The sequence below is a fragment of the Vibrio sp. 1457 genome (assembly GCF_033340195.1).
GTDB classification, from domain to species: Bacteria; Pseudomonadota; Gammaproteobacteria; order Enterobacterales; family Vibrionaceae; genus Vibrio; species Vibrio alginolyticus.
Genome location: NZ_JAWOWA010000001.1, coordinates 334,494 through 358,187, shown reverse-complemented (window position 1 = coordinate 358,187; position 23,694 = coordinate 334,494). Strand labels below are relative to the sequence as shown.

The window sequence follows — 23,694 nt, the reverse complement described above, 5'->3', positions numbered from 1 at the left end:
TGGGTCTTTTACTATGAAGATAAGGATGAAAAATTCTATGCAGTTATCATTAAAAGTGGCAATGGCACTGTCTATTTTTGCCAGTACAAACCTCTACGCTGCAACGACTTTAGTGGTTCCAGAAGACGTGAAGTTATTGGCCGTCAACATGGAGAAGCCAGATCTAGAAGGTGGTCTTTTTTCTAGTGAGAAGACAATCGAACTACCTGACGGAACGAATCAAATTGTCTTCAAATATCAACCTACATTCGAAATTAACGAAAACCTTAAGACGGTTTACAGTGATGTAATCGTTGCTAAATTTGATGCTGAAAACGAAAAGCTAACGTTTGAACTGCCAGAGTTTAAAACTCTTCGCCAAGCGCAAAACAACATCTCGCCTCTAGATTGGCAATTACTGGATACCAAAGGCCAACCTATTGCTTTGGTCGAAGATGTATTAGAGTCAGATGGTGTTCAAATTGGTCGTAATTACCCTCAAGAAACTCGTAACTACAATATTGCTGGCGGTATCGCGAGTGTTGCTGTTAGCTATGTAACTGTGAATCAGCATCAACAATCAGTAAGTGATATCGAGCCTCGAGTTGAGACTAGTGATACCCGTTCAACAGCCGCATCGAACGACAGCCCAATGGTTGATGTATTAAAGACGATGTACCAGAAAGCGTCTCCGGCGGAAAAAGAGGCCTTTAAAAACTGGCTTGCTGAGCAGTAATCCCTTAGTTCATTAGATAGGGCTTAACTGAAAAAGTACGAATCTAAAAAGCAGGCTTTAAGCCTGCTTTTATCTTTTCTGCTTATTAGAGAGAGATTTCTCTCCATTCACCAGGCATTAGGTCGTTAAGGACGATATCACCCATCGAATGACGAATGAGGCGCAAGGTAGGGAAGCCAATGTGCGCAGTCATGCGACGCACCTGACGATTTCTTCCTTCAATAATGGTAATGGCTAACCAAGTTGTAGGGATATTTGCTCGAAAACGAACAGGAGGCGTTCTGTCCCAGACTTGTGGTTCTGGAATAACTTCAACTTCGGCTGGTAGAGTCATACCATCTTTTAGCTCTACTCCCTTTCTCAATTTTTCAAGATCTTGCTCCTGAGGAGCGCCATCGACTTGAACCCAATAAGTCTTCGGCGATTTTGACTTTGGCTGCGTTAGCTTCGCCTGCAAGATGCCATCGTTAGTGAGTACCATTAAACCTTCGCTGTCTCGGTCCAATCGGCCAGCCGCATAGACATTTTTGATCGGGATATAGTCCGCTAACGTTTTGCGACCATCGCCATCGGTAAATTGACTGAGCGTATCGTAAGGCTTATTGAAAATAATGACTTTACGATCTTTAGGGGGCACTTTTGGCTTTTGGCTCTTTGTTGGGCGATTAGGGCGGCGGTCTTGCTGAGTACGAGTCTTCGAGCCATTGCGAGCTCCTGAGTGTTTAAAATGGCCCGTTTTAGACTGGTTACGACTGCGACCTTTTTCCTGACCTGTACGAGATGACATGTTAACTACCCTGCAAAAATGTAAATGAACTGTGTTTGAAAGTTTTAAGTTTTCTCATGATCGGATATGATTTGCGCGCCTAAAACTAACAAACGCGCACAGAATGATAGACTAATTCGTGTTATTTGTTTAATTATATCAGTGCACTCATGGATTCAGAGCTTAGAGCTTCAAACTACAACAAAGAGTGCGAACCGCATGTGGCGTTAGTGAGGAGACATGTACTGCTAACGCGCAGCAATGCGTCAATTAAACCAACTCAGACGCTGAGTTGATCAGCCAACAAGTTGATTAAAAAATAGGGAAATTTCATGCCTACAGAAAAACCTACAATTATCTACACCATCACTGATGAAGCGCCGGCGCTAGCAACTTATTCATTACTACCAATCATTCAATCATTCACAGCATCGTCTGGCATCAATGTAGATACTCGTGATATTTCACTAGCAGGTCGAATTATCGCTAACTTCCCAGAGCATCTAAAAGAAGAACAGCGCATTGGCGATGCGTTGACTGAGCTTGGTGAACTAGCTCAAACTCCAGAAGCAAATATCATCAAGCTACCTAACATTTCAGCTTCAGTTCCTCAGCTTAAAGCGGCGATTAAAGAGCTTCAGGCGAAAGGTTACGATTTACCAAACTACCCAGAAGAGCCGAGCACGTACGAAGAGAAAGCGATTAAAGCGGCTTACGACAAAATCAAAGGTAGTGCGGTTAACCCAGTACTTCGTGAAGGTAACTCAGACCGTCGTGCTCCGACTTCGGTTAAGAACTACGCGAAGAAAAACCCACACTCAATGGGTGCATGGTCAGCAGAATCTAAGTCCCATGTTGCGAGCATGTCAGACAATGACTTCTTTGGTAGCGAAAAGTCTACAACTATCTCTGGTGCAACAGAGGTCAAAATCGAGTTTGTCGGTAATGATGGTACAGTTAAAGAGCTTAAGTCTGCGTTCCCATTACTAGATAAAGAAGTCATTGATACTTCAGTAATGAAGAAGAAGGCGTTGGTTGAATTTTTCGAGAAAGAGATTGCTGAAGCGAAAGCACAAGACGTGCTGCTGTCTCTTCATATGAAAGCGACGATGATGAAAGTTTCTGACCCTGTCATTTTCGGCCATGCCGTAAAAGTTTACTACAAAGACGTTTTCGATAAGTACGGTAAGCTGTTTGAAGAGCTAGGTGTTGATGTAAACAATGGCATCGGTGATGTTTACTCAAAAATTGAGTCTCTACCTGAAGCGCAAAAAGCAGAAATTGAAGCGGCCATTCAAGCGGTTTACCAAACTCAACCAGAACTTGCGATGGTTGACTCTGATCGTGGTATCACAAACTTACATGTACCAAGTGACATTATTGTAGATGCTTCTATGCCAGCAATGCTTCGCTCTTCGGGTCAAATGTGGGGACCAGATGGTAAACAAAAAGACACCAAAGCGATGATTCCAGATCGTAGCTACGCAGGTATTTACCAAGCGGTTATTGATTTCTGTAAAGAGCACGGCGCATTTGATCCAACCACTATGGGTAGCGTACCTAACGTTGGTCTAATGGCTCAGAAAGCTGAAGAATATGGTTCTCACGACAAGACATTCATTCTAGACGCTGCGGGTACTGTTCGCGTTGTTGATGCTTCAGGTAACGTACTGTTAGAGCAAGCGGTTGAAGAAGGTGATATCTTCCGTATGTGTCAGGTTAAAGACGCACCAATCCAAGATTGGGTTAAACTAGCAGTGACTCGCGCACGTGCAACAGGTGTTCCAGCTGTATTCTGGCTAGATGAAAACCGCGCGCACGATGCTGAGCTCATCAAGAAAGTAAACGCCTACCTACCAGATCACGATACTGACGGTCTAGAGATTAAGATCCTATCTCCTGTTGAAGCTTGTAAGTACTCACTAGAGCGTATGAAAGCGGGCCTAGATACTATCTCTGTTACAGGTAATGTTCTTCGTGACTACCTAACAGACTTGTTCCCAATTCTCGAGTTAGGTACGTCTGCTAAGATGCTATCTATTGTTCCATTGATGAATGGTGGTGGTCTATTTGAAACAGGCGCTGGTGGTTCTGCTCCTAAGCACGTTCAACAAGTAGAAAAAGAGAATCACCTTCGTTGGGATTCTTTGGGCGAGTTCCTAGCGCTTGCAGCTTCGTTAGAGCATTTAAGTGTAGCGACAAACAATCCTAAGGCTCAGGTTCTCGCAGATACACTAGATAAAGCGACCGGTGAGTTTTTAGACACCAACAAATCTCCGTCACGCAAAGTGGGTGAGCTAGATAACCGTGGAAGCCACTTCTATCTTGCACTTTACTGGGCGAAAGCGCTTTCAGAGCAAACGGATGATGCGGATCTTGCTGCTGAATTTGCACCAATTGCAAAAGCGCTGTCAGAGCAGGAAGAAACGATCGTTGCTGAGCTAAATAATGCGCAAGGCGTGAAAGGTGAGCTAGGAGGTTACTACTTACTAGACGATGCATTGGTTTCTAAATTGATGCGTCCAAGCGAAACCTTTAACGCAATCATTAACAAGTAAGTTAGTGTTAAAAAACACGTCGTTTTCGGCGTGTTTCCTATCCTGTAAGTGCGTTGTAAGTGTTCCTTTTGTAACACGTGCTCTAAATAGTAAGAAACCCGCTATCTTGGCGGGTTTATTTTTCTCTTCAAAACATCAACGTGGTGTTTCGAGAGCAATATTTTTATATTTCGACAGCGCTCTAATTATTTGGCTTGGCCTTCAAGAGGCACGACGCTACTCGCGTGACAGCCTTTGGGACCTTTTTCAATCTCGTAAGAGACTTGTTGGCCTGCTTTCAGTGTACGATAACCGTCCATCTGGATAGTTGAGTAGTGGGCAAAGATATCTCCCTCTTCTTCATCTGAACAAATAAACCCAAATCCTTTGGCATTGTTAAACCACTTTACTGTACCTGTAGCCATGCTTTACATCCCTCATGCATTTTTTACTGATGTTGTTACTGCAACCAAGTTATACCTTTAACTTGGTACTACCATTGTCAGCGAATGCCAACAAACGTCAAATCAATGATAAGTCACATTCATCAAACCACTTAAAGAAGAGAAGTTTCAAAATGATGATTTATGCATCGACACTTTCCACTGTAGTCAATGAATTTCGACAGTCAATAGCAGTGAGCAACAAACAGAAACATAATTGAAAACAAATCACTTTTGAGATTAACAAATTTGCAAACAGTTTTTCGTATATACGCAGAAGTTTAGTCAATTTGCCTATGAAGTGGCTCATACTGAAAAAGCCATACTGTCCGTGTTGCTTATGGGAGAAGAATCCTCTGACTGAATAAAAAATGAAGTTTTCGTGATAATTACCGTATTCTCAATGAGGAAGTGTGATCCAGATAGAAGATGATGGGGTGGTTTGCAATAGTCCAAAAGCAATAAATAGAAAGTTCTTTTATAAGAAAAAATGTGTAACTTATCGACAAGCATCTTTTATTTGCGCCGTATCAAGACGTGCATTAGTCTCTATATTAGGTAGCAACTTTTATCGATCAAAGATCGAATTCGGTGCCATAACTCACTACACCGCGCTGCACGCTTGTGGTAGATTGTTTTTATAGGTCGAAAACATCAACCCTTTGATACGATATCTTTAGATTGCCATGAGTAAAAATTTTGAATGGGTCACTCCGGACTCTGATCTTCTGGAGCGAGAAAGTACGAAAGTCCAGCCACCTAAGCTGTACAATGTCGTACTCAATAATGATGACTATACACCTATGGATTTCGTCATAGAGGTGCTTGAGCGATTTTTCTCACATGATATTGATAAAGCAACTCAAATCATGCTTCAGGTCCACTATGAAGGAAAGGCAATTTGCGGCACATACAGCGCAGAAATTGCCGAAACAAAAGTAGCGCAAGTTACGATGTACGCAAGGGAAAATGAACATCCGCTACTTTGCACTATGGAGCAAGCGTAAACAAAGAAGACTTGCTCGAACAACCCCAGTTGTTTTTTCGGGAGGTACTTATGCTAAATAAAGAACTAGAGTCAAGCCTTAACGGTGCATTTGCTCGGGCGCGAGATAAACGCCACGAGTTTATGACTGTCGAACACCTCCTACTTGCATTGTTGGAAAATGATGCAGCTAAGGAAGCCCTTCTAGCTTGTAAGGCGGATCTTGACGCTTTACGCAACGAACTCGATATTTTCATCGATCAAACTACGCCTCTTATCCCAGATAGTGATGAGACGCGTGAAACGCAGCCGACTTTGAGTTTTCAACGTGTACTACAACGCGCCGTCTTTCATGTACAGTCGTCTGGTCGTAATGAAGTAACAGGCGCCAACGTGCTTGTTGCTATCTTCAGTGAGCAAGAGTCGCATGCCGCTTACCTACTGAAGAAAAATGACATCTCCCGATTAGATATTGTTAATTTCATCTCCCACGGTATTACTAAAGCATCAGGTGCAGGTGAGGATTCATCATCAGACTCGTTTAGCTCAGAAAGTGTTGAAGAGCCTAATTCTGAAGAACGCCTAGAAAGCTTTGCGACGAATCTTAATCAAGTCGCTAAAGATGGAAACATCGACCCACTCATTGGACGTGATAAAGAGTTAGAGCGCACTATTCAGGTACTTTGTCGACGCCGCAAGAATAATCCCCTACTAGTGGGTGAGGCAGGGGTTGGTAAAACAGCCATTGCGGAAGGTCTTGCATGGAGAATTGTTGAAGGGCAGGTCCCTGAGGTCATTCAAAACAGCGTGATTTATTCACTAGATATTGGCTCTTTGCTCGCTGGTACCAAATATCGCGGTGATTTTGAAAAGCGCTTCAAGGCGATTTTGAAACAACTTGAAAAAGAAGAAGATGCCATTTTGTTCATCGATGAAATACATACCATCATCGGTGCAGGCGCGGCATCTGGTGGTCAAGTCGATGCAGCAAATCTTATTAAGCCTCTTTTAAGTAGTGGTAAGTTGCGTTGTATTGGTTCGACGACATACCAAGAATACAGCAACATTTTCGAGAAAGAGCGTGCGCTGTCTCGCCGTTTCCAAAAGATAGACGTTGTAGAGCCCTCATTGGATGATACAACTAAAATCTTGATGGGCTTGAAGCCGAAGTACGAAGCTCACCATGAAGTACGTTATACCAATAAAGCACTGCGTGCCGCGGTAGAACTGTCGGCTAAATACATTAATGAACGCCATCTACCAGATAAGGCCATTGATGTCATTGATGAAGCTGGTGCTCGTAGTCGTCTTGCTCCTGCAAGCCGTCGTAAAAAAACGGTCGGAGTGGCTGATATCGAATCAATGGTTGCCAAAATGGCGCGAATTCCAGAGAAGTCGGTTTCTTCTTCAGATAAAGACATTTTGAAAAACTTAGATAGCAAAATGAAGATGTTGGTATTCGGTCAAGATAATGCGATTGATGCATTATCCGAGGCGATCAAGCTGACACGTGCAGGTTTAGGTGTAGACAACAAACCTGTTGGTTCATTCTTGTTTGCAGGCCCAACAGGGGTTGGTAAAACAGAGGTGACGGTGCAGTTATCTAAGCTTCTAGGTATCGAGCTACTTCGTTTTGATATGTCTGAGTATGGTGAGCGTCACTCCGTAAGTCGCTTAATTGGTGCGCCTCCTGGTTATGTCGGTTATGACCAAGGTGGTTTGCTAACTGATGCTGTTATTAAGCACCCACATTCAGTCGTATTACTTGATGAGATTGAAAAAGCGCACCCTGATATCTTTAACCTGCTGTTGCAAGTCATGGATAACGGTACGCTAACGGACAACAATGGTCGCAAAGCAGACTTCCGTAATGTCATTCTTGTTATGACAACTAACGCAGGAGTGGCGGAAACCGAGAAGAAATCAATTGGTTTGATTCAACAAGACAACAGTCATGATGCAATGGCGGAAATTAAGAAGGTGTTTACTCCTGAGTTCCGTAACCGTCTTGATAACATCATCTGGTTTAACAGCCTTGATGAAAGCGTTATCCATCAAGTGGTTGATAAGTTCATTGTTGAACTGCAAGTGCAACTTGATGCGAGAGGCGTTTCAATGGAAGTATCGCAAGACGCTCGCCATTGGTTAGCACATAAAGGTTATGACAAAGCTATGGGGGCTCGCCCAATGGGGCGTGTTATCCAAGAACAGCTTAAGAAGCCTTTGGCTAACGAACTGTTGTTTGGATCTTTAGTTGACGGCGGTACAGTGAAGGTAACGCTGGTCAACGATACGCTTGAGTTTGAATACTTAAGTGAGAAAGAGACAGCGATGCATTAATCGTTAGTCGGTAACAAACGCAAAAGCGTACGAGAAGATCGTACGCTTTTTTTTATCTGAACTAAATCGGAAAAAATTGTGCAATAAAAAACGGAGCAGCTTGCTCCGTTTTTTATTGCATCCGAAAATCAGAGATTAACGAGCGCGGAAGACGATGCGGCCTTTTGACAGGTCGTATGGAGTCATCTCTACAGTTACTTTGTCACCCGTTAGGATACGGATGTAGTTCTTACGCATCTTGCCAGAGATGTGAGCAGTCACAACGTGACCGTTTTCAAGTTCAACACGGAACATAGTGTTTGGTAGAGTGTCAAGGACAGTGCCTTGCATCTCGATTACGTCTTCTTTAGCCATTTAATCCTCTTTAGAAATTAGGCAATATTAGCGGGCTATATTCTGCCGCTAAATAGTAATTATGTAAAGTTGAGGCGTATTCTACCCTCGCCAACGCTGATTTACTAGCCTTTGGTGGCGTTGAAAGCGTGTTTTGTAGCTCATTGCTGGGCACTCATCAATCTGATATCCCAAATATAGCCACTGTTGTTTGTTTTCTTGGCAGTATTTAATTTGATAAAGCACTGCTAACGTGCCAAGAGATAACTCGTAGTCAGGGTCAAAAAAAGTATAAAAAGCACTCGAGCATTGTGGCATCAAATCTGTCACTGCAATGGCGAGCAATTGATCTGATTCATCGTAAATGTGTAAAAACGACGTTGTCAGCCAGCTGGTTTGAGCAAATCGAGCAAACTCATCACGCTTTGGTGGGTACATAGTGCCGTTTCTATGCCGTTTGCAGATGTACCGACTGTAAAGCTCAAACCATTCCTCATCCATTTCAGGTTTCATTTCCCAGCGTAAAGACTGTGCTTTATTAAGCAGCCTCTTCTGACTTTTTGATAATCTAACGTCTGGAATCGAGACTCGAATTGGCTGGCAAGCGGTGCAATGCTCGCAATGCGGTTTATATATGGTATCTCCGCTACGACGAAAACCGTTAGCCATGAGCAACTGGTAATTTTCTTCAGTATGCAGCCTTTCATCAAGCGCCACCGCAACCCGCTCTTGCCGTTCAGGCAAATAACTACAAGGGTGATTATTCGTCAACCCTATTCGAATATGTTGTATATCCGTACTCATACTGAATCCTGCAAAACTTGGGGTTGATAGGCATCAAATAGTGTTTGCTTTTCTCTTAAAGATAGTAGTTTTTGCATAAATTCGTCACGCTCAAGTTCAAATGCGCCAAGTGATGCCAAGTGAGAATTCATAACTTGGCAATCGATTAATTGACCTTGCTTTGACGCCAAATGGTTGCATAAGTACCACAATGCAATTTTGGATGCGTTATCTTTTAGGCTAAACATCGACTCCCCGCAAAAAAGTTGGCCCACGCAAATGCCATATAGTCCGCCAATCAGGTTGTTGTCATGCCATACTTCTACAGAGTGACAGTGACCAAGTTTGGCTAACTCAATGTAGGAAGTTTGCATTTCCTCGTTGAGCCATGTTTCCTCTGCAGGGCGTGTTGAAGAACATAGTCTAATCACTTCTTCTGTCGCGAAATTGAGTGTTACTTTATAGTTATGTTTACGCTGAAACTTTTTGAGACTTTTAGATGGCTTAAACTGCAATGGGTCAAACACAGCGCGCGGAGAAGGGCTCCACCATAAAATAGGTTCACCAGGACCATACCAAGGGAAAATGCCTTGATAGTAACCATTGAGGATTCTCATGGGGTTTAAGTCACCACCAAAAGCCAGCAAACCATTTGGGTCGCTGAGTGCTTTATAGGGTGAGGGGAAGTTGAACGTTTCATCGAGTTCAGTTAAATAAATAGCCATAAGAAGTCGTTACCAACATTGGAGTCAGAGGAGTTTATGATGACCTGGTTAAGAAATATCGTAAAAGTATGGCTTGGGATCATACTGTTTTTACCACTTGTCGCCAACGCAGCCTATGAAAGAAATGTTGCCAAGCCAGTTAATGAAGTAGTTTACGGGAAGATTGACTCTGTCCGTTATATTACTCAACAAGAGGTTGTTCAATCGAAAAGTAACGGTTGGAAGACACTACTTGGTGCCACTATCGGTGGTTTAGTCGGTAATCAATTTGGTGGCGGTACGGGAAGAGAAGTCGCGACGGCAGTGGGTGCGCTTGCAGGTGCCGCAGTTGCTCAAAACCAAAGTAATTACCAATACACGGTTGAATATAAGTTAGTTGAGCTACTCATCAAAGTGAAGGGTGATAAGCTAATTAATGTCATCCAAGATGTTGATAAAAATATGTTATTTAGTCGAGGGGATGAAGTTCGTATTTTATATTTTGATGATGGAGTCAGGGTTGATATCACTTATTAACCCTAGGTTGTTTTAGCCTAACGAAGCCTAATCAGGCATGTACAGTCGGGCTGGCTTATCGTCAAATAAAGTCGAAATAGTTTGCTGTTTCGCCGTGCTTCTTTCGCTCTGATTTACATCGCTGGCAATGCCTTTAATTCTGTATCTTTAGGCTGCTTGAGGATATTCATAAATTAGCACCGATTTACTCTGGTTTTGTCGTGTTTTTTTGGGTAGTCTGAATTCACGAAGAATTGTTTAGCCCTCATAAAAAATCGTATGTTGAGGGCACAAAGGATTATCAACTTTTAATGGAAAGCCTAACGTTACAACCTATCAATAAAATTCAAGGGGAAGTGAACCTTCCTGGCTCTAAAAGCGTTTCTAATCGAGCTCTTTTACTTGCTGCTCTTGCTAAAGGCAGAACTCGCCTTACTAATCTCCTCGACAGTGATGATATCCGTCATATGCTGAATGCGCTGACTAAACTAGGCGTTCAATACCAACTTTCCGAAGATAAAACAGAATGTCTCGTTGAAGGTCTTGGGCGTCCGTTTTCTGTCTCAGAGCCGGTAGAGTTATTTCTCGGCAATGCTGGCACTGCGATGCGACCATTAGCTGCGGCTCTTTGTCTTGGAGAAGGGGAGTATGTACTGACGGGCGAACCTCGTATGAAAGAGCGTCCAATTGGTCACCTTGTCACGGCACTGAAAGATGCTGGTGCGAACGTTGAGTACATGGAAAACGAGAACTTTCCGCCTCTCAAAATAATTGGTACTGGCCTAAAAGCAGGTACAGTTTCTATCGATGGGTCCATTTCAAGTCAGTTCTTGACCGCTTTCTTAATGTCTGCGCCATTGGCTGAAGGTGAAATTCGCATCAACATCGAAGGCGATTTGGTTTCTAAGCCTTATATCGATATCACCCTGCATATCATGAAGCAGTTTGGAGTCGATGTGATCAACAACGACTATCAAGAGTTTGTGATCCCAGCCGGTCAGCAATACATCGCTCCAGGTGATTTCTTGGTTGAAGGTGACGCGTCTTCTGCTTCTTACTTCTTGGCGGCGGCAGCCATCAAAGGCGGAGAAGTTAAAGTCACGGGTATCGGTAAAAACAGCATTCAAGGTGATATTCAATTTGCTGATGCGCTTGAAAAAATGGGTGCAGAAATTGAATGGGGTGATGACTACGTAATTTCACGTGTTGGTCAATTAAAAGGCATTGATATGGATTACAACCATATCCCTGATGCTGCAATGACCATCGCGACAACAGCGTTATTTGCCGAAGGCACTACCGCTATTCGTAACGTTTATAACTGGCGTGTAAAAGAAACAGACCGTTTGTCAGCTATGGCGACTGAGTTACGTAAAGTTGGTGCGGAAGTGGAAGAAGGGGAAGACTACATCATCGTCAAACCTGTCTCTCAGTTAAAGCATGCAGCGATTGATACTTACGATGATCATCGTATGGCGATGTGTTTTTCGCTGGTGGCACTTAGTGATACGCCTGTGACGATTAACGATCCAAAGTGTACGTCGAAAACGTTCCCTGACTACTTCGACAAACTTAAGGCTTTAAGCTGCTAAATATTCTGACCTAAAACAGGAAAGCCAGAGTGAATAACACTCTGGCTTTTTTGTTTCCCAATACTATTTAACCAGCGTAAATTCCTTAGAAAGGTGATGCGCTAAGTATTTGAACATATTGAATACTGCAGTCGTATTTGAAGTTGGTAAACCTTTGTCATCAAGGAAGTATTCACCTTTAAAAACTAAAACACCTTCTTTTTCTTCTACGCTTGTTGCTCGCATCCCCTCGATGTAATCATCGTGCTCTTGGATGATTTGGTTAGCGATCAAAAGAAGGTCGAACTCTTCGATAAACGTTCTATCAGACATATTCTTTCTACCATCCTATTCAGTTAAGAACGCTGAGTATACCTACAACTAAAATGGGTTTGCATGATTAATTCAGTCAATCGTTCAGTAAGACTAAACAGATCAATTTTTAGAGTATAAGCATGATGCGAAGGAAGATGGCAGAGCATTGAACCAAACTATTTTGTGATGGGTAACAAAATTTATTGCATTGGATTAGCGGATGCTAAGTTTGCCTGTTTAGATATGCCGCTCAATACCTTTCAGAACCCTGTCTCTTTGAAGTATAAAGACGATGAATTGTCAACCAATCGGATCTGAATTTCAAAAAAGCAGTTGATCTTCTTTTCATCTCGCACAATAGTAAAAAAAGAAGCAATGAAATAGAACATTATGCGGGTGGCCTTTAAACAAGGTTTCTACCCGCATTATTATGAAGGACGTTAGAGTCAGTTATGGGTAAATCACTCGTTATAGTGGAGTCACCAGCCAAGGCAAAGACGATAAATAAGTACCTTGGTAAAGACTTTATTGTTAAGTCTAGTGTTGGTCATGTGCGTGATCTGCCTACGGCCGGTCAAAGCACTGGTGAGAAAAAAGCCGCAGCCATCTCAACTAAAGGGATGAGTCCGGAAGAGAAAGCGCGCGTTAAAAAAGAGAAAGACCGCAAAGCGTTGATCAAAAAAATGGGGATTAACCCATATCATGACTGGGAAGCGAATTACCAAATCCTTCCAGGCAAAGAAAAAGTTGTCAACGAACTACAAAAACTCGCCAAAGACGCAGATTGCGTTTATCTCGCAACCGATTTGGACCGCGAAGGGGAAGCAATCGCATGGCACCTTCGTGAGATCATCGGTGGCGATGAAGAGCGATACAAACGTGTAGTTTTTAACGAAATTACGAAAAACGCGATCCAACAAGCTTTCCAGACACCTGGCGAGCTGAACATGGATGGTGTAAATGCCCAACAAGCACGTCGCTTCATGGACCGTGTCGTTGGTTTTATGGTTTCACCTTTACTTTGGAAAAAAGTGGCTCGTGGCTTATCTGCTGGTCGAGTGCAGTCTGTTGCGGTGAAATTGTTAGTTGAGCGTGAGCGTGAGATTAACGCGTTTGTACCAGAAGAATTCTGGGACATTCATGCGAATACGAAAACGAAAGACAAAGCGGACTTTAAACTGCTTGTTGCGCAGAAAGACGGTTCTGCGTTTAAGCCAGTTAATGAGGCAGAAACCAAAGCAGCGATGTCTGTACTTGAGAATGCAAGTTACGAAGTATGTAAGCGTGAAGACCGTCCTACAAAGAGCAAGCCTTCAGCACCTTACATCACCTCTACGCTTCAACAGGCAGCGAGTACACGTCTGGGCTACGGCGTGAAAAAGACCATGATGCTAGCTCAGCGCCTCTATGAGGCCGGTTACATCACTTACATGCGTACTGACTCGACTAACCTAAGTGCCGAGGCTGTGGACGCTGTACGTGACTTTATTGGTTCTGAGTTTGGTGATAAGTACCTGCCAGCGAAACCATTGACGTACGGTAGCAAAGAAGGGGCACAGGAAGCGCACGAAGCGATCCGTCCTTCAAATGTGGGTGTTAAGGCGGAAGACCTGCAAGGTGTCGATGCTGATGCGCACAAACTTTATGCTTTGATTTGGAATCAGTTTGTAGCGTGTCAAATGACGCCAGCAGAATACGATTCAACAACCATCAGCGTAAAAGCGGCAGAATACACGCTTAAAGCGAAAGGTCGTATCCTTAAATTTGACGGCTGGACTCGTGTACAGCGTCCAATGGGCAAAAACGAGGATACAATCCTTCCAGCGGTACAACTTGGCGATAAGCTAAGCTTAGAGTCACTTGACCCTAAACAGCACTTTACAAAGCCACCTGCGCGTTACACTGAAGCAGCACTGGTTAAAGAGCTGGAGAAACGAGGCATTGGTCGTCCGTCGACTTACGCATCGATCATTTCTACGATTCAAGATCGTGGCTATGTGAAAGTTGATCAGCGCCGTTTCTACGCTGAAAAAATGGGTGAAATTGTTACTGACCGCCTTGATGACAGCTTTAACGATTTGATGAACTACGACTTTACTGCGCGTATGGAACAGAAATTGGACCAAATCGCTGAAGGTGAAGTGAACTGGAAAGCTGTGTTAGACAACTTCTTTGCTGATTTTACTGGCGATCTTGAAAAAGCGGAGCTGGATGAGTCAGAAGGCGGTATGAAGTTAAACCACATCGTCATGACGGATATCGAGTGTCCGACGTGTAGCCGTCCAATGGGCATCCGTACTGCTTCGACAGGTGTGTTCTTAGGCTGTTCAGGTTACGCGTTACCACCAAAAGAGCGTTGTAAGACAACCATCAACTTGGGTGACGAAGAAGGTATTATTAACGTTCTAGAAGAAGACGTTGAAACCGCAGCTCTTCGTGCTAAAAAGCGTTGTCCGATCTGTGAAACAGCGATGGACGCATACCTGATTGATGACAAGCGTAAGATGCATGTTTGTGGTAATAACCCGAATTGTGAAGGCTACCTTGTTGAATACGGCGAGTTCAAAGTAAAAGGCTACGATGGTCCAGTTGTTGAGTGTGACAAATGTGGCTCTGATATGGTGCTTAAGAACGGTCGCTTTGGTAAATACATGGATTGTACGAGCGAAACGTGTAAGAACACTCGTAAGATTCTTAAGAATGGCGAAGTCGCGCCACCGAAAGAAGATCCTGTTCATTTCCCCGAGTTGCCATGTGAAAACTCAGATGCGTATTTCGTACTTCGTGATGGTGCTTCAGGTCTATTTATGGCGGCAAGCAACTTCCCGAAATCGCGCGAGACACGTGCTCCTTTGGTTGCTGAACTGGCACGTTTTGAAGAGCGTTTACCTGAGAAGTTCAAATACCTAGCGACCGCACCGCAAGAAGATCCTGATGGTCGTCCTGCAGTCGTACGCTTTAGTCGCAAAACAAAAGAGAACTACGTTCGTTCGGAAGAGAATGGCAAACCATCTGGTTGGACAGCGCTCTTTGTTGACGGTAAGTGGGAAGTCACTGATAAGCGTAAAAAAGCGAAAGCATAATAACGTACGATCTAAGTAATGTAAAAAGGCAGCGATATCGCTGCCTTTTTTGCGTTTTGTTTTTGCGTAAAGGCCACTGTGTTGTTCGTATAGATCTTTGCTGCTTTGACTGAGTTTTGCTGACGCGAGAAGATCCCAGCATCAATATTTCGTAGTCGCTGATGTATTTTTTATGTAAAAAATATTCGTTGTAACTTTCATTTTGCATTCACATATTTGTTATACATTGGGCTAAAAAATCGGTGGTGTAGTGAATCCGTTCGTAAATTGTTTTCACAATGTAATCGTTTGCTTTTCCATGTGTGATCTAGATATCGTCTTGAGTACGCAAGAGCTGTATGGTACACAGAATGGCGTATTAAAAATTGTAATTTAGAACCCGCTTAGATAATTTATTACAAAAATTAGTGCAACTGTGTGCATTGTTTGCGTCAAAAAATAAGGAAAGAGTGGACGTTGCATACTGGAAGTGCCGTAGCTTTTTTATCCGTGTTGTAAGAGTTCACAGAAACTCAGAGACGGTTGCTAAATGTATTCGCTTGACTCCCCGAGTATGACTCATTCAAGCGAGTACCAAATCCAAGCTATAACGATATGGAGAACAACAAATGGCTGGTGTTTTGGGAATGATTCTTGCTGGTGGTGAAGGCTCTCGTTTGAGACCTTTAACGGAATCTCGCAGTAAACCTTCGGTACCGTTTGGTGGTAGTTATCGATTGATCGATTTTGCTCTAAACAATTTTGTTAATGCGGATCTGATGCGCATTTACGTCCTAACCCAATTTAAATCTCAATCTTTATTCCATCACTTAAAAAAGGGGTGGAACATCAACGGCATTACAGACCGCTTTATCGATCCTATTCCCGCTCAAATGCGTACTGGTAAACGTTGGTACGAAGGGACGGCGGACGCGATCTATCAAAACCTGCGTTTTATGGAATTAGAGGAACCAGAGCAAGTTTGTATTTTTGGCTCTGACCATATCTATAAGATGGATATCAAACAAATGCTGAACTTCCACTCAGAAAAGCAGGCTTCTCTGACGGTATCTGCATTGCGCATGCCACTAAAAGAGGCGTCGCAATTTGGGGTTATCGAAGTGGATAGTGAAGGTCGTATGATTGGCTTTGAAGAAAAACCAGCAAATCCAAAGTCGATTCCTGGTGACCCTGATTACGCTTTAGTTTCAATGGGTAACTATGTTTTTGAAGCTCAGGTACTGTTCTCAGAGTTGGTCGAAGATGCGGATAATGAAGCTTCATCACATGATTTTGGAAAGGACATCATTCCAAAGATGTTCCCTAGAGGTGATGTGTTCGTGTATGACTTCAGTACCAACAAAATCAGTGGCGAAAAAGAAGAGGTGTACTGGCGTGATGTCGGAACTATTGATGCGTACTGGCAAGCGCATATGGATCTGCTAGAAAAAGATGCTCCATTTTCGCTGTACAACCGTAAATGGCCATTGCACACCTACTACCCACCATTGCCACCTGCGACATTTACCGACTCTGATAATGGTCGTGTGCAGATAATCGATAGTTTAGTGTGTAATGGCAGCTATGTTAGAGGCTCAAGAATCGAAAAGTCGGTGCTTGGTTTTCGCAGTAATATTGCTTCTGCTTGCGATATCAGCGAATGTATACTTCTTGGTGACGTAAAAATTGGCGAAGGCTGTGTTTTACGTCGTGTGATTGTCGACAAGGATGCCGATATTGCTCCTGGTACTCAGATTGGTGTGAATCTTCAAGAAGATAAAAAACACTTCCACGTGTCTGAGGAGGGCATTGTTGTTATTCCGAAAGGAGCTCGAGTTGGCTACTAACAACTTATCTATTCTGTTTGTAGCTTCTGAGGTTGAAGGCCTCATTAAAAGTGGTGGCTTGGCAGATGTTGCCAAGGCACTACCGGAAGCCCTTCAAAACCTACAGCAAGACGTAAGAATTACCATCCCTGCGTACAGTAGTATTGATAAACTCGCAGACGCAGAAGTTGTATTAGAAACAGAATTAACATCATGGCCGCATACGGAGTATCGAGTTTTGCGGCTCATGTTAGGTCAAAATCCTGTTTACCTGATTGATTGTCCGCCGTATTTCAATCGACCATCAATGTATGCGGAGAACAACCAAGCGTATACTGATAACGGCGAGCGCTTTGCGTTTTTTAGTGCAGCATGTCTCGATATGTTACCCAAGCTCGCCTTTCAACCTAATATCATACACGCGAACGATTGGCACACAGGTCTTGTTCCATTTTTGCTCAAGCACAGGTATGGCAATGATCCGTTTTTTGCTCATACTAAAAGCGTCATTTCAATTCACAATGCGGTCTTTAAAGGCGTATTTAGTTATGAAGACGTGCAGTGTTTGCCAGAGTTTCATTGTAGAAACGTTCCCGATGCTGCGGTGAGTGCAACGCATATTACGATGCTTAAAGCTGGTGTAATGAATGCAGATAAGATAAACGCGGTTAGCCCTACGTACGCAGAGGAACTAAAAACAGAGCTTGGCAGTCACGGCATGGCTTGGGAGTTTCAGCAACGTGCGCAGGACTTAGTCGGCATCTTGAATGGTTGTGATTACAGCGCTTGGAATCCGGAAACTGATACCTACTTGCCGGTTAATTACTGCGCCGACCAGCAAAGTATGTCGCAAGGGAAGAAAGCTTGTAAAAAAGCATTACAACAACGACTAAATTTGCCCGAAAAAAATGTAGCTATGTTCGGTATGGTTTGTCGGTTGACCCAGCAGAAAGGCGTTCATTACTTGTTGCCTGCTTTGGCCGACTTTTTGAAGCACGATGTTCAGCTAGTTGTCGTTGGGACCGGAGACCCTGTTCTTGCCGCTCAGTTACGAGAGGTTGCCGCGCAGTTTTCTAGCAAATTTGCCTTTGTAGAAGCGTATGACAATGAACTTGCGCATATCGTTGAAGCTGGTTCTGATTTCTTCTTGATGCCTTCTGAGTTTGAACCATGTGGCTTAAACCAAATCTATAGTATGGCTTATGGGACATTACCGATAGTACGCGGTGTTGGTGGCTTAAAGGACAGCGTTAGCGATTATGATGTAAACCCATCTGAAGCAACGGGGTTTGTTTTTTTCGAACCGACACCGCAGGCATTGTTGTTAACGATGCTAAGGGCACTGTTGCTCTACGCTCAAAACGAGCCTGAAGTGAATAAAGTACAGTTGCACGCGATGCAACAAGACTTTTGTTGGCAAAAGGCCGCAGAATCTTATTTGCAGCTTTACCACTCAGCGTTAGTTTGACTTAAAATTGTAACGAAAGGCACCGAATGAGGTGCCTTTATTATCTTGAGTAAGGGGAGTGTGGTAGGATGGCTTTTTACTCAATAGCACGATCTTTTTGATACTCAATATGACCCAGCCGCTACTTTTTCATAAAACCTATTTGCACCCTACTAGTAATGAGTGGGTTGTATTTGTGCACGGTGCTGGTGGTAGCTCTTCTATCTGGTTCAAGCAAATTAAAGCTTACAAGCAACACTTTAACTTATTGCTGATCGATTTAAGAGGGCATGGAAAGTCAAATCAGTTACTTAAAGAGCTCATTGCTAGCCGTTATACCTTTACGGAAGTTACCCAAGATATTTTGAAAGTATTGGACCATTTAAAGATCCAATCCGCTCATTTTGTCGGTATGTCGCTTGGTACTATTATTGTTCGAAACCTTGCTGAATTGTCATCAGAGCGCGTACGTTCGATGGTGCTCGGCGGTGCTGTCACAAGGCTTAACACTCGTTCTCAGATATTGGTGAAATTAGGTAATTTTTGTAAGCATATCCTACCGTACATGTGGCTCTACAAACTGTTCGCTTATATTGTTATGCCTCAAAGAAGCCAACGAGAATCTCGCCACCTTTTTATTCGCGAAGCCAAGAAGCTTTGCCAAAAAGAATTTAAACGTTGGTTTATTCTTGCCGCTGATGTAAATCCGTTAATGAAATATTTTAAAGATCGAGAGTTACCCATTCCGACTCTTTACTTAATGGGCGACAGGGATTACATGTTTATTAAACCTGTCAAAGAAATGGTTGCAGCACATAAGCTCAGCATTCTACGAGAAATCCCGAATTGTGGTCATGTATGCAATGTAGAGCGTCCAGAAGACTTCAATCAACACTCCATCGAGTTTATTAAACAGCAAGCTGTATGTGCTTAAAACTGAGTGCATCCACTGAATAGGAGAGCCGCTATAGCTCTCCTAGTTGATATCCACATTGCCAACATGCACCAAATTGCCCTTCGTTTATTTCATGACATTTTGGGCATTGCCAATCTTGATACTCATGCCTATCGGATTGTTTTCGATATGCTTTTACTATTTCTTCAGCTTTCATCTTTTGTGCCGTGTCAAAAAGCCACACATAAGGATCGGTATCATCACCAAACGGCAGTTCTCCTTTTAGGCCGAAAATACCTTCTCCGCGAACTTCACAGTAAATTTGTTCCACTTTAAGCAGCTCACATACAATGTGTGCTTCTGCTGGGTTTTTAGCGATAAATATTTTCATCAAAATACCCACTTCACCAATTACGAGTTTTGCTGACTTGGTGTCGGCCTTACTTTATTCATAACCCATTTAGTGATGATTGGAAATAGTCCCAATAGCGCAAAAGACGCTAATACTGCGGGTGAAACAATGCCCGATAGGCTTTCAATTGTTGCTAATTGAGTACCTGCATTCAGATATACGGCTGTGCCTGGCAGCATACCTATTTGGCTAGTGAGATAAAATCGACCTACAGACATCGGTGTTAAGCCCATCAGTAAGTTGATTAGAAAGAAAGGGAATACAGGGATTAGACGCAAGGAAAATAGATAAAAAGCTCCGTCTTTTTCGACACCTTGATTAATTGCGTTGAGTTTATTTCCGAATTTGTTTTGTACCCAGTCACGCAATAAGTATCGGCTGCTCAAGAAGGCCAGTGTTGCCCCCATAGTGCTAGCGAAAGAAACCAGTAGCAAGCTTGTCCAAAAACCAAATAAGGCTGCACCAAGTAAGGTGACTACTGCCGCTCCTGGGATAGAAAAAGCGGTAATTGCAATGTAGGTAAAAAAGTAAATCGCAGCCGAGAATACAAAATTCTGATCGATGTATGTAGTTAGTGCTTCTTGTTGGGCTTTTGCATTCTCTAAGGTTAAATACTGGCCAAAGTTAATACCTAAAAAGACGATAGCCGCTAGTAGGATGAGACCTAATATCAGTTTCTTATTCATAATTTTGATTCCAATTTGGGATATATGTAATAAGACAGTAGGAAAACCGAAAAAATTTCACAAAAAAACCGCAGATTAGACTGCGGTTTTACAAGATAGTTTTTAGGCCGACTTTTATTGGAGGCCGTTCATCAACTCATCTCGGCGAGCTTGAGGTACCACACTCCAATGAGTGCCGTTGATAGCACCTTCTAGTGCCCATAGCAACTCAATGTTGACGGTTGCAGAGTGCGTATCTCTTATCGCTTTATAGGCGTTAAGCGCACCTTCCTCTTCAAGCTTCTCTACGGATTCGATGCCGGCTTTTTTTAGCATGCGCTCGGTAGCCAGTCGTAAGTTAGGCAAATCTTTCAAACGGTTAGGTTTTGTACTTGCTTGCTGTTCTTTCTCAAGCTTTGCCTTTTTCAATGATTGATTCGCTACTTCGATTAAGCGTTCGCTTGATTCCCATAAATCGCTGGAAATAGCGTAGTACTTTGTAACGACTGGAAAGCCACGTTTTTTATAAACGTAAGGCTTTAGCCCTTGTTTCTCGAAGTCAGATGAAGTTTTTTGGTCTGCTCTGATATGAAGCTGATTGTTTACCACTAGTGCAAACATTGTTTCATCAGCGAATAGTCCGAAGCCACCAAACATTGAGCGCGACTTGATATTACCAAGTGCCTCAAATAGCTTCATAGAGTCTTTGAGTATCGGTTTATCCATGTTTTGTTATCTCGGTGTAATTAATATTACGCCACCAAAAGTCAGGTCCGAGAGAGTAGCAAACATGCGTAAAAACAATGTCATTACAGAGTAAAGTCATTGCTTACACACTTGCCATCGGTAACCCCGCTACCTTCCATATCGTAATATGGTTCAGGCCGGAGGCTTTGCGTCCCACTCTTTCGAATGGTTTGCCCTGTGCGTGACACAATGAGCATACTTCTTATATTGAATTAACATCACGGTTTAGCGTTAAAAGTGTGATATCGGTTCAATAAAAATGATAGATTGAATGCTCTATTTTGCATATGGAAAGGTGCAAATTGGCCTTTGAAAAGGAGTTCTTAATATATATTACATTTATATAAAACAGGGAGTTAACGTTAGTCAATTGTTATTAGAGTGGTGTGAAGTATTAGAGAATGCTTAATTTTTCCAAAAAAATAAGCGCCCCTGTAGAGCGCTTATTTAACACGGTTAAATACAGTAAAATTTAGTTCATTTTTTTCACAGTATTTCGAATTACAAGCTCAGGTTGCATTTCGAAAATTCGTTTTTCGTGTTCTTTATCTTTGATACGCTCAAGTAGAATTTCGAATGCATTTTTACCAACACGACGTTTAGGTTGGTGGATAGTCGTTAGCGGTGGAGAGAAGTATTCTGCAAGCTCGATGTTGTCGTAGCCGATCACTGAAATATCTTCAGGAATTTTGATCCCGTTTTGTTGCAAGCGGCTCATTAGGCCTAGAGCCATTGTGTCGTTAAAACAGAATACCGCCGTCGGGCGCTTGTCCATTGCGGTAATTTTATCTGCAACTAATACGGCCGTATCACATTCAAAGTTACCTTCAAGGATCCAGTCTTCATTTACAGCTAGGTTCGCTTCGCTCATTGCGCGACGGAAACCTGCAATGCGCTCTTGGCAAGCAAGCTTTTCAAAATGACCGCTTAGACAAGCGATATCCGTATGACCATTGTCAATCAGATGTTTGGTCGCAATGTAGCCACCTTCTTCTGAGTTATCCATGATTTTGTCTGCTTGCGAGCTCTCTGGGCCCCAATCCATGACCACTTTAGGAATGTCCGCATGACGGTCAAGCATCTCTTTTAGTTCTTCGGTTAAGTCAGAACACATCACTAGGATGCCATCAACGCGCTTTTCAGCCAGCATACGAATGTAATCGCGTTGTTTTTCGTAAATCCCGCCTGTGTTACATAAAATCAGAGTATAGCCTTGGCGGTAACAGTAGCTCTCAACGCCATCAATCACTTCTGAGAAAAATAGGTTAGTTGATTGAGTTACTAACATGCCAATCGTACGAGTTGAGTTGCATTTTAGGCTGCGTGCAACGGCACTTGGCGCGTAATTCAGCTCGTCAACGGCTTTCATTACTTTTTCTTGCGTTGCTTCTGCAACGAAACGCGTTTTATTGATAACGTGCGAAACTGTCGTAGTGGAAACGCCGGCTAAGCGAGCAACGTCTTTTATCGTGGCCATAAATGGTGTCCTGTATCGAGCTACTGAAATATGTCGTATTGGATGTACCTGATGCTCTAATGGTTTCACACCTAGCAATATAAAATTGGCGCTAAGTGTCTCGGCAGCGGTTGATCCAAGTGCGACAAAAGGGTGCGTAGCAGCATCGGTCGATGAATTTTATCTTTTTTCTATCTGATGAGAAATTGCCATCAACCTGTTAAGAAAACACAAAAACCGCTATATTTCAGCGGTTTACATATAAATCATATTTAATCGTTTGCGCTCACATTTTAGCCCTATGTGGACTGACTAGCAATGTTTTCAGCACGAGATTTGTGTATTTGAAGTCACATTTTGACTGCTAAATAACCAAGCGTCTTTGCGCTAAGTTAAGGCAAACGAATATTATACCCAAGTTACTTACAATTGGTCACTTTCGGCATACAGGAAGCCCGATAGGCAGGCTCCCTAAAAATAGGCGGCAATTATTCACCAAGAAGGTAGGCGCTGTCTAGTTTACAAAATGCAACTAATAGTTTCGCGACACTCGAGTAAAATCCAAATTCGTCGAATTGTTTACATTTGTCTGAAAACTGAGGTAACCAAGACATCAATTGTTGCTGGATAAAGTCGTTTTGTTTAACGAAGGCTTCTTCCATGTGTTTTTCTTGTTCAAGCTCGTTTGAGCGGATAATCATGTTCCCGAGAAAGTCGAGCTCAACGGCTAAGTGATCCGCAGGTTCCTTTAGGTTTTCGTCTACTTGAACGCCAAATTCAGCCATCAACTTTTCCATTTCCTCAGCTGGCTTGTCATTCAGTAAACCTGATTCACCAATGTACATGGATGCGTAAGGAAGAGCGCCGTATTTTTCTGTCTTCAAAAACAGTTCACAAAAGTCAGCTGCAAGCTCTAGTTGTGCATCTTCACGATCTTGTAACCGATTCAATGCATCAACTAGGCTATCAACAGCTGGTTTCAGCGACTCATTTTCACCTAAACCTGCGAGAAAACTGCGAATTTCAACACTGTGATAGGCTTCCAATTCTTTCTCTGTTAGTTCTTTTGCGAACAAGCTCGAAAACCACCAGTAAATTTCAGCGCGTTTTTCATTAAAAGCTTTCACTTCTTGCATTTTGGGCTCCTGAATGATGCTTCAAGTCATGCATCACAAA

The 23,694-nt window shown here is 42.9% G+C and carries 21 protein-coding genes and 1 riboswitch; of the genes, 10 read left to right on the top strand and 11 right to left on the bottom strand.

Going from position 1 to position 23,694, the window contains the following annotated elements; genetic code table 11:
• Positions 1–37: 37 nt before the first annotated feature.
• Entirely contained in the window at positions 38–715 is a 678-nt protein-coding gene (locus R7Z41_RS01640; RefSeq protein WP_017820027.1) for a DUF2057 family protein, read from the top strand.
• Between the two features lie 85 nt (positions 716–800).
• Here the strand turns inward: R7Z41_RS01640 and R7Z41_RS01635 are convergent, their stop codons facing one another.
• Positions 801–1,502 (bottom strand): pseudouridine synthase, encoded by a 702-nt coding sequence (locus R7Z41_RS01635; RefSeq protein ID WP_042522115.1) that lies wholly within the window; start codon positions 1,500–1,502, stop codon positions 801–803.
• A gap of 311 nt (positions 1,503–1,813) precedes the next feature.
• On the opposite strand from R7Z41_RS01635, the gene R7Z41_RS01630 reads away from it, so the two are divergent.
• Positions 1,814–4,039: an NADP-dependent isocitrate dehydrogenase gene (locus R7Z41_RS01630; RefSeq protein ID WP_005378404.1), complete on the top strand. Its 2,226-nt coding sequence runs from the start codon at positions 1,814–1,816 to the stop codon at positions 4,037–4,039.
• 185 nt (positions 4,040–4,224) lie between these two features.
• Here the strand turns inward: R7Z41_RS01630 and cspD are convergent, their stop codons facing one another.
• Positions 4,225–4,443, bottom strand: a complete 219-nt coding sequence (cspD, locus tag R7Z41_RS01625) for a cold shock domain-containing protein CspD (RefSeq protein WP_005378407.1) — start codon at positions 4,441–4,443, stop codon at positions 4,225–4,227.
• Positions 4,444–5,147: 704 nt separating this feature from the next.
• On the opposite strand from cspD, the gene clpS reads away from it, so the two are divergent.
• Together clpS and clpA are read left to right on the top strand one after the other, a co-directional pair.
• Positions 5,148–5,468, top strand: a complete 321-nt coding sequence (clpS, locus tag R7Z41_RS01620) for an ATP-dependent Clp protease adapter ClpS (protein ID WP_005378419.1) — start codon at positions 5,148–5,150, stop codon at positions 5,466–5,468.
• A gap of 50 nt (positions 5,469–5,518) precedes the next feature.
• A complete protein-coding gene (clpA, locus tag R7Z41_RS01615; protein WP_005387879.1) occupies positions 5,519–7,786 on the top strand; it encodes an ATP-dependent Clp protease ATP-binding subunit ClpA in 2,268 nt (755 codons plus the stop codon).
• Between the two features lie 135 nt (positions 7,787–7,921).
• On the opposite strand, the gene infA is transcribed toward clpA, so the two are convergent.
• From infA to aat, 3 genes are all read right to left on the bottom strand, one after another.
• The gene (gene infA, locus R7Z41_RS01610) at positions 7,922–8,140 is read right to left on the bottom strand and encodes a translation initiation factor IF-1 (RefSeq protein ID WP_001040192.1); all 219 of its coding nucleotides are present in this window, start codon (positions 8,138–8,140) and stop codon (positions 7,922–7,924) included.
• An 81-nt stretch (positions 8,141–8,221) separates the two neighbouring features.
• Positions 8,222–8,923 (bottom strand): arginyltransferase, encoded by a 702-nt coding sequence (locus R7Z41_RS01605; RefSeq protein ID WP_047100846.1) that lies wholly within the window; start codon positions 8,921–8,923, stop codon positions 8,222–8,224.
• Entirely contained in the window at positions 8,920–9,627 is a 708-nt protein-coding gene (gene aat / locus R7Z41_RS01600; RefSeq protein WP_005378347.1) for a leucyl/phenylalanyl-tRNA--protein transferase, read from the bottom strand. Before aat ends, R7Z41_RS01605 begins: the two co-directional genes overlap by 4 nt.
• 39 nt (positions 9,628–9,666) lie before the next feature.
• Here aat and R7Z41_RS01595 point away from each other — a divergent pair, with 39 nt between their 5' ends.
• Both R7Z41_RS01595 and aroA read left to right on the top strand, forming a co-directional pair.
• Entirely contained in the window at positions 9,667–10,143 is a 477-nt protein-coding gene (locus R7Z41_RS01595) for a glycine zipper 2TM domain-containing protein (RefSeq protein WP_005378348.1), read from the top strand.
• 290 nt (positions 10,144–10,433) lie between these two features.
• A complete protein-coding gene (aroA, locus tag R7Z41_RS01590; protein WP_005387883.1) occupies positions 10,434–11,714 on the top strand; it encodes a 3-phosphoshikimate 1-carboxyvinyltransferase in 1,281 nt (426 codons plus the stop codon).
• A 63-nt stretch (positions 11,715–11,777) separates the two neighbouring features.
• Here the strand turns inward: aroA and R7Z41_RS01585 are convergent, their stop codons facing one another.
• Entirely contained in the window at positions 11,778–12,026 is a 249-nt protein-coding gene (locus R7Z41_RS01585; protein ID WP_005387884.1) for a YciN family protein, read from the bottom strand.
• Positions 12,027–12,460: 434 nt separating this feature from the next.
• Here R7Z41_RS01585 and topA point away from each other — a divergent pair, with 434 nt between their 5' ends.
• From topA to R7Z41_RS01565, 4 genes are all read left to right on the top strand, one after another.
• Positions 12,461–15,091, top strand: coding sequence for a type I DNA topoisomerase (gene topA / locus R7Z41_RS01580; RefSeq protein ID WP_005378351.1), 2,631 nt, complete (start codon positions 12,461–12,463; stop codon positions 15,089–15,091).
• A gap of 608 nt (positions 15,092–15,699) precedes the next feature.
• Complete coding sequence (gene glgC, locus R7Z41_RS01575; RefSeq protein ID WP_017634726.1) at positions 15,700–16,917, top strand: glucose-1-phosphate adenylyltransferase; 1,218 nt, start codon at positions 15,700–15,702, stop codon at positions 16,915–16,917.
• Positions 16,907–18,364 carry a glycogen synthase GlgA gene (glgA, locus tag R7Z41_RS01570; protein WP_017820031.1) on the top strand — a complete coding sequence of 486 codons (1,458 nt, stop codon included), beginning with the start codon at positions 16,907–16,909 and terminating at the stop codon, positions 18,362–18,364. The genes glgC and glgA overlap by 11 nt, the downstream gene beginning before the upstream one ends.
• Before the next feature lie 109 nt (positions 18,365–18,473).
• Positions 18,474–19,277 carry an alpha/beta fold hydrolase gene (locus R7Z41_RS01565; protein ID WP_017820032.1) on the top strand — a complete coding sequence of 268 codons (804 nt, stop codon included), beginning with the start codon at positions 18,474–18,476 and terminating at the stop codon, positions 19,275–19,277.
• A gap of 31 nt (positions 19,278–19,308) precedes the next feature.
• Here R7Z41_RS01565 and R7Z41_RS01560 read toward each other — a convergent pair whose 3' ends face one another.
• The 5 genes from R7Z41_RS01560 to torD form a co-directional block, all read right to left on the bottom strand.
• Entirely contained in the window at positions 19,309–19,629 is a 321-nt protein-coding gene (locus tag R7Z41_RS01560) for a DUF2007 domain-containing protein (RefSeq protein WP_017820033.1), read from the bottom strand.
• 20 nt (positions 19,630–19,649) lie between these two features.
• Positions 19,650–20,336 carry a TVP38/TMEM64 family protein gene (locus tag R7Z41_RS01555; protein ID WP_005378366.1) on the bottom strand — a complete coding sequence of 229 codons (687 nt, stop codon included), beginning with the start codon at positions 20,334–20,336 and terminating at the stop codon, positions 19,650–19,652.
• Between the two features lie 114 nt (positions 20,337–20,450).
• The gene (locus tag R7Z41_RS01550; protein WP_005378367.1) at positions 20,451–21,041 is read right to left on the bottom strand and encodes a TfoX/Sxy family DNA transformation protein; all 591 of its coding nucleotides are present in this window, start codon (positions 21,039–21,041) and stop codon (positions 20,451–20,453) included.
• 116 nt (positions 21,042–21,157) lie between these two features.
• Positions 21,158–21,247, bottom strand: a riboswitch (cyclic di-GMP riboswitch).
• A 287-nt stretch (positions 21,248–21,534) separates the two neighbouring features.
• Positions 21,535–22,539: an HTH-type transcriptional repressor PurR gene (purR, locus tag R7Z41_RS01545; RefSeq protein WP_005378368.1), complete on the bottom strand. Its 1,005-nt coding sequence runs from the start codon at positions 22,537–22,539 to the stop codon at positions 21,535–21,537.
• A 467-nt stretch (positions 22,540–23,006) separates the two neighbouring features.
• Positions 23,007–23,654 (bottom strand): molecular chaperone TorD, encoded by a 648-nt coding sequence (gene torD / locus R7Z41_RS01540; RefSeq protein ID WP_017820035.1) that lies wholly within the window; start codon positions 23,652–23,654, stop codon positions 23,007–23,009.
• Between the last annotated feature and the right edge of the window lie 40 nt (positions 23,655–23,694).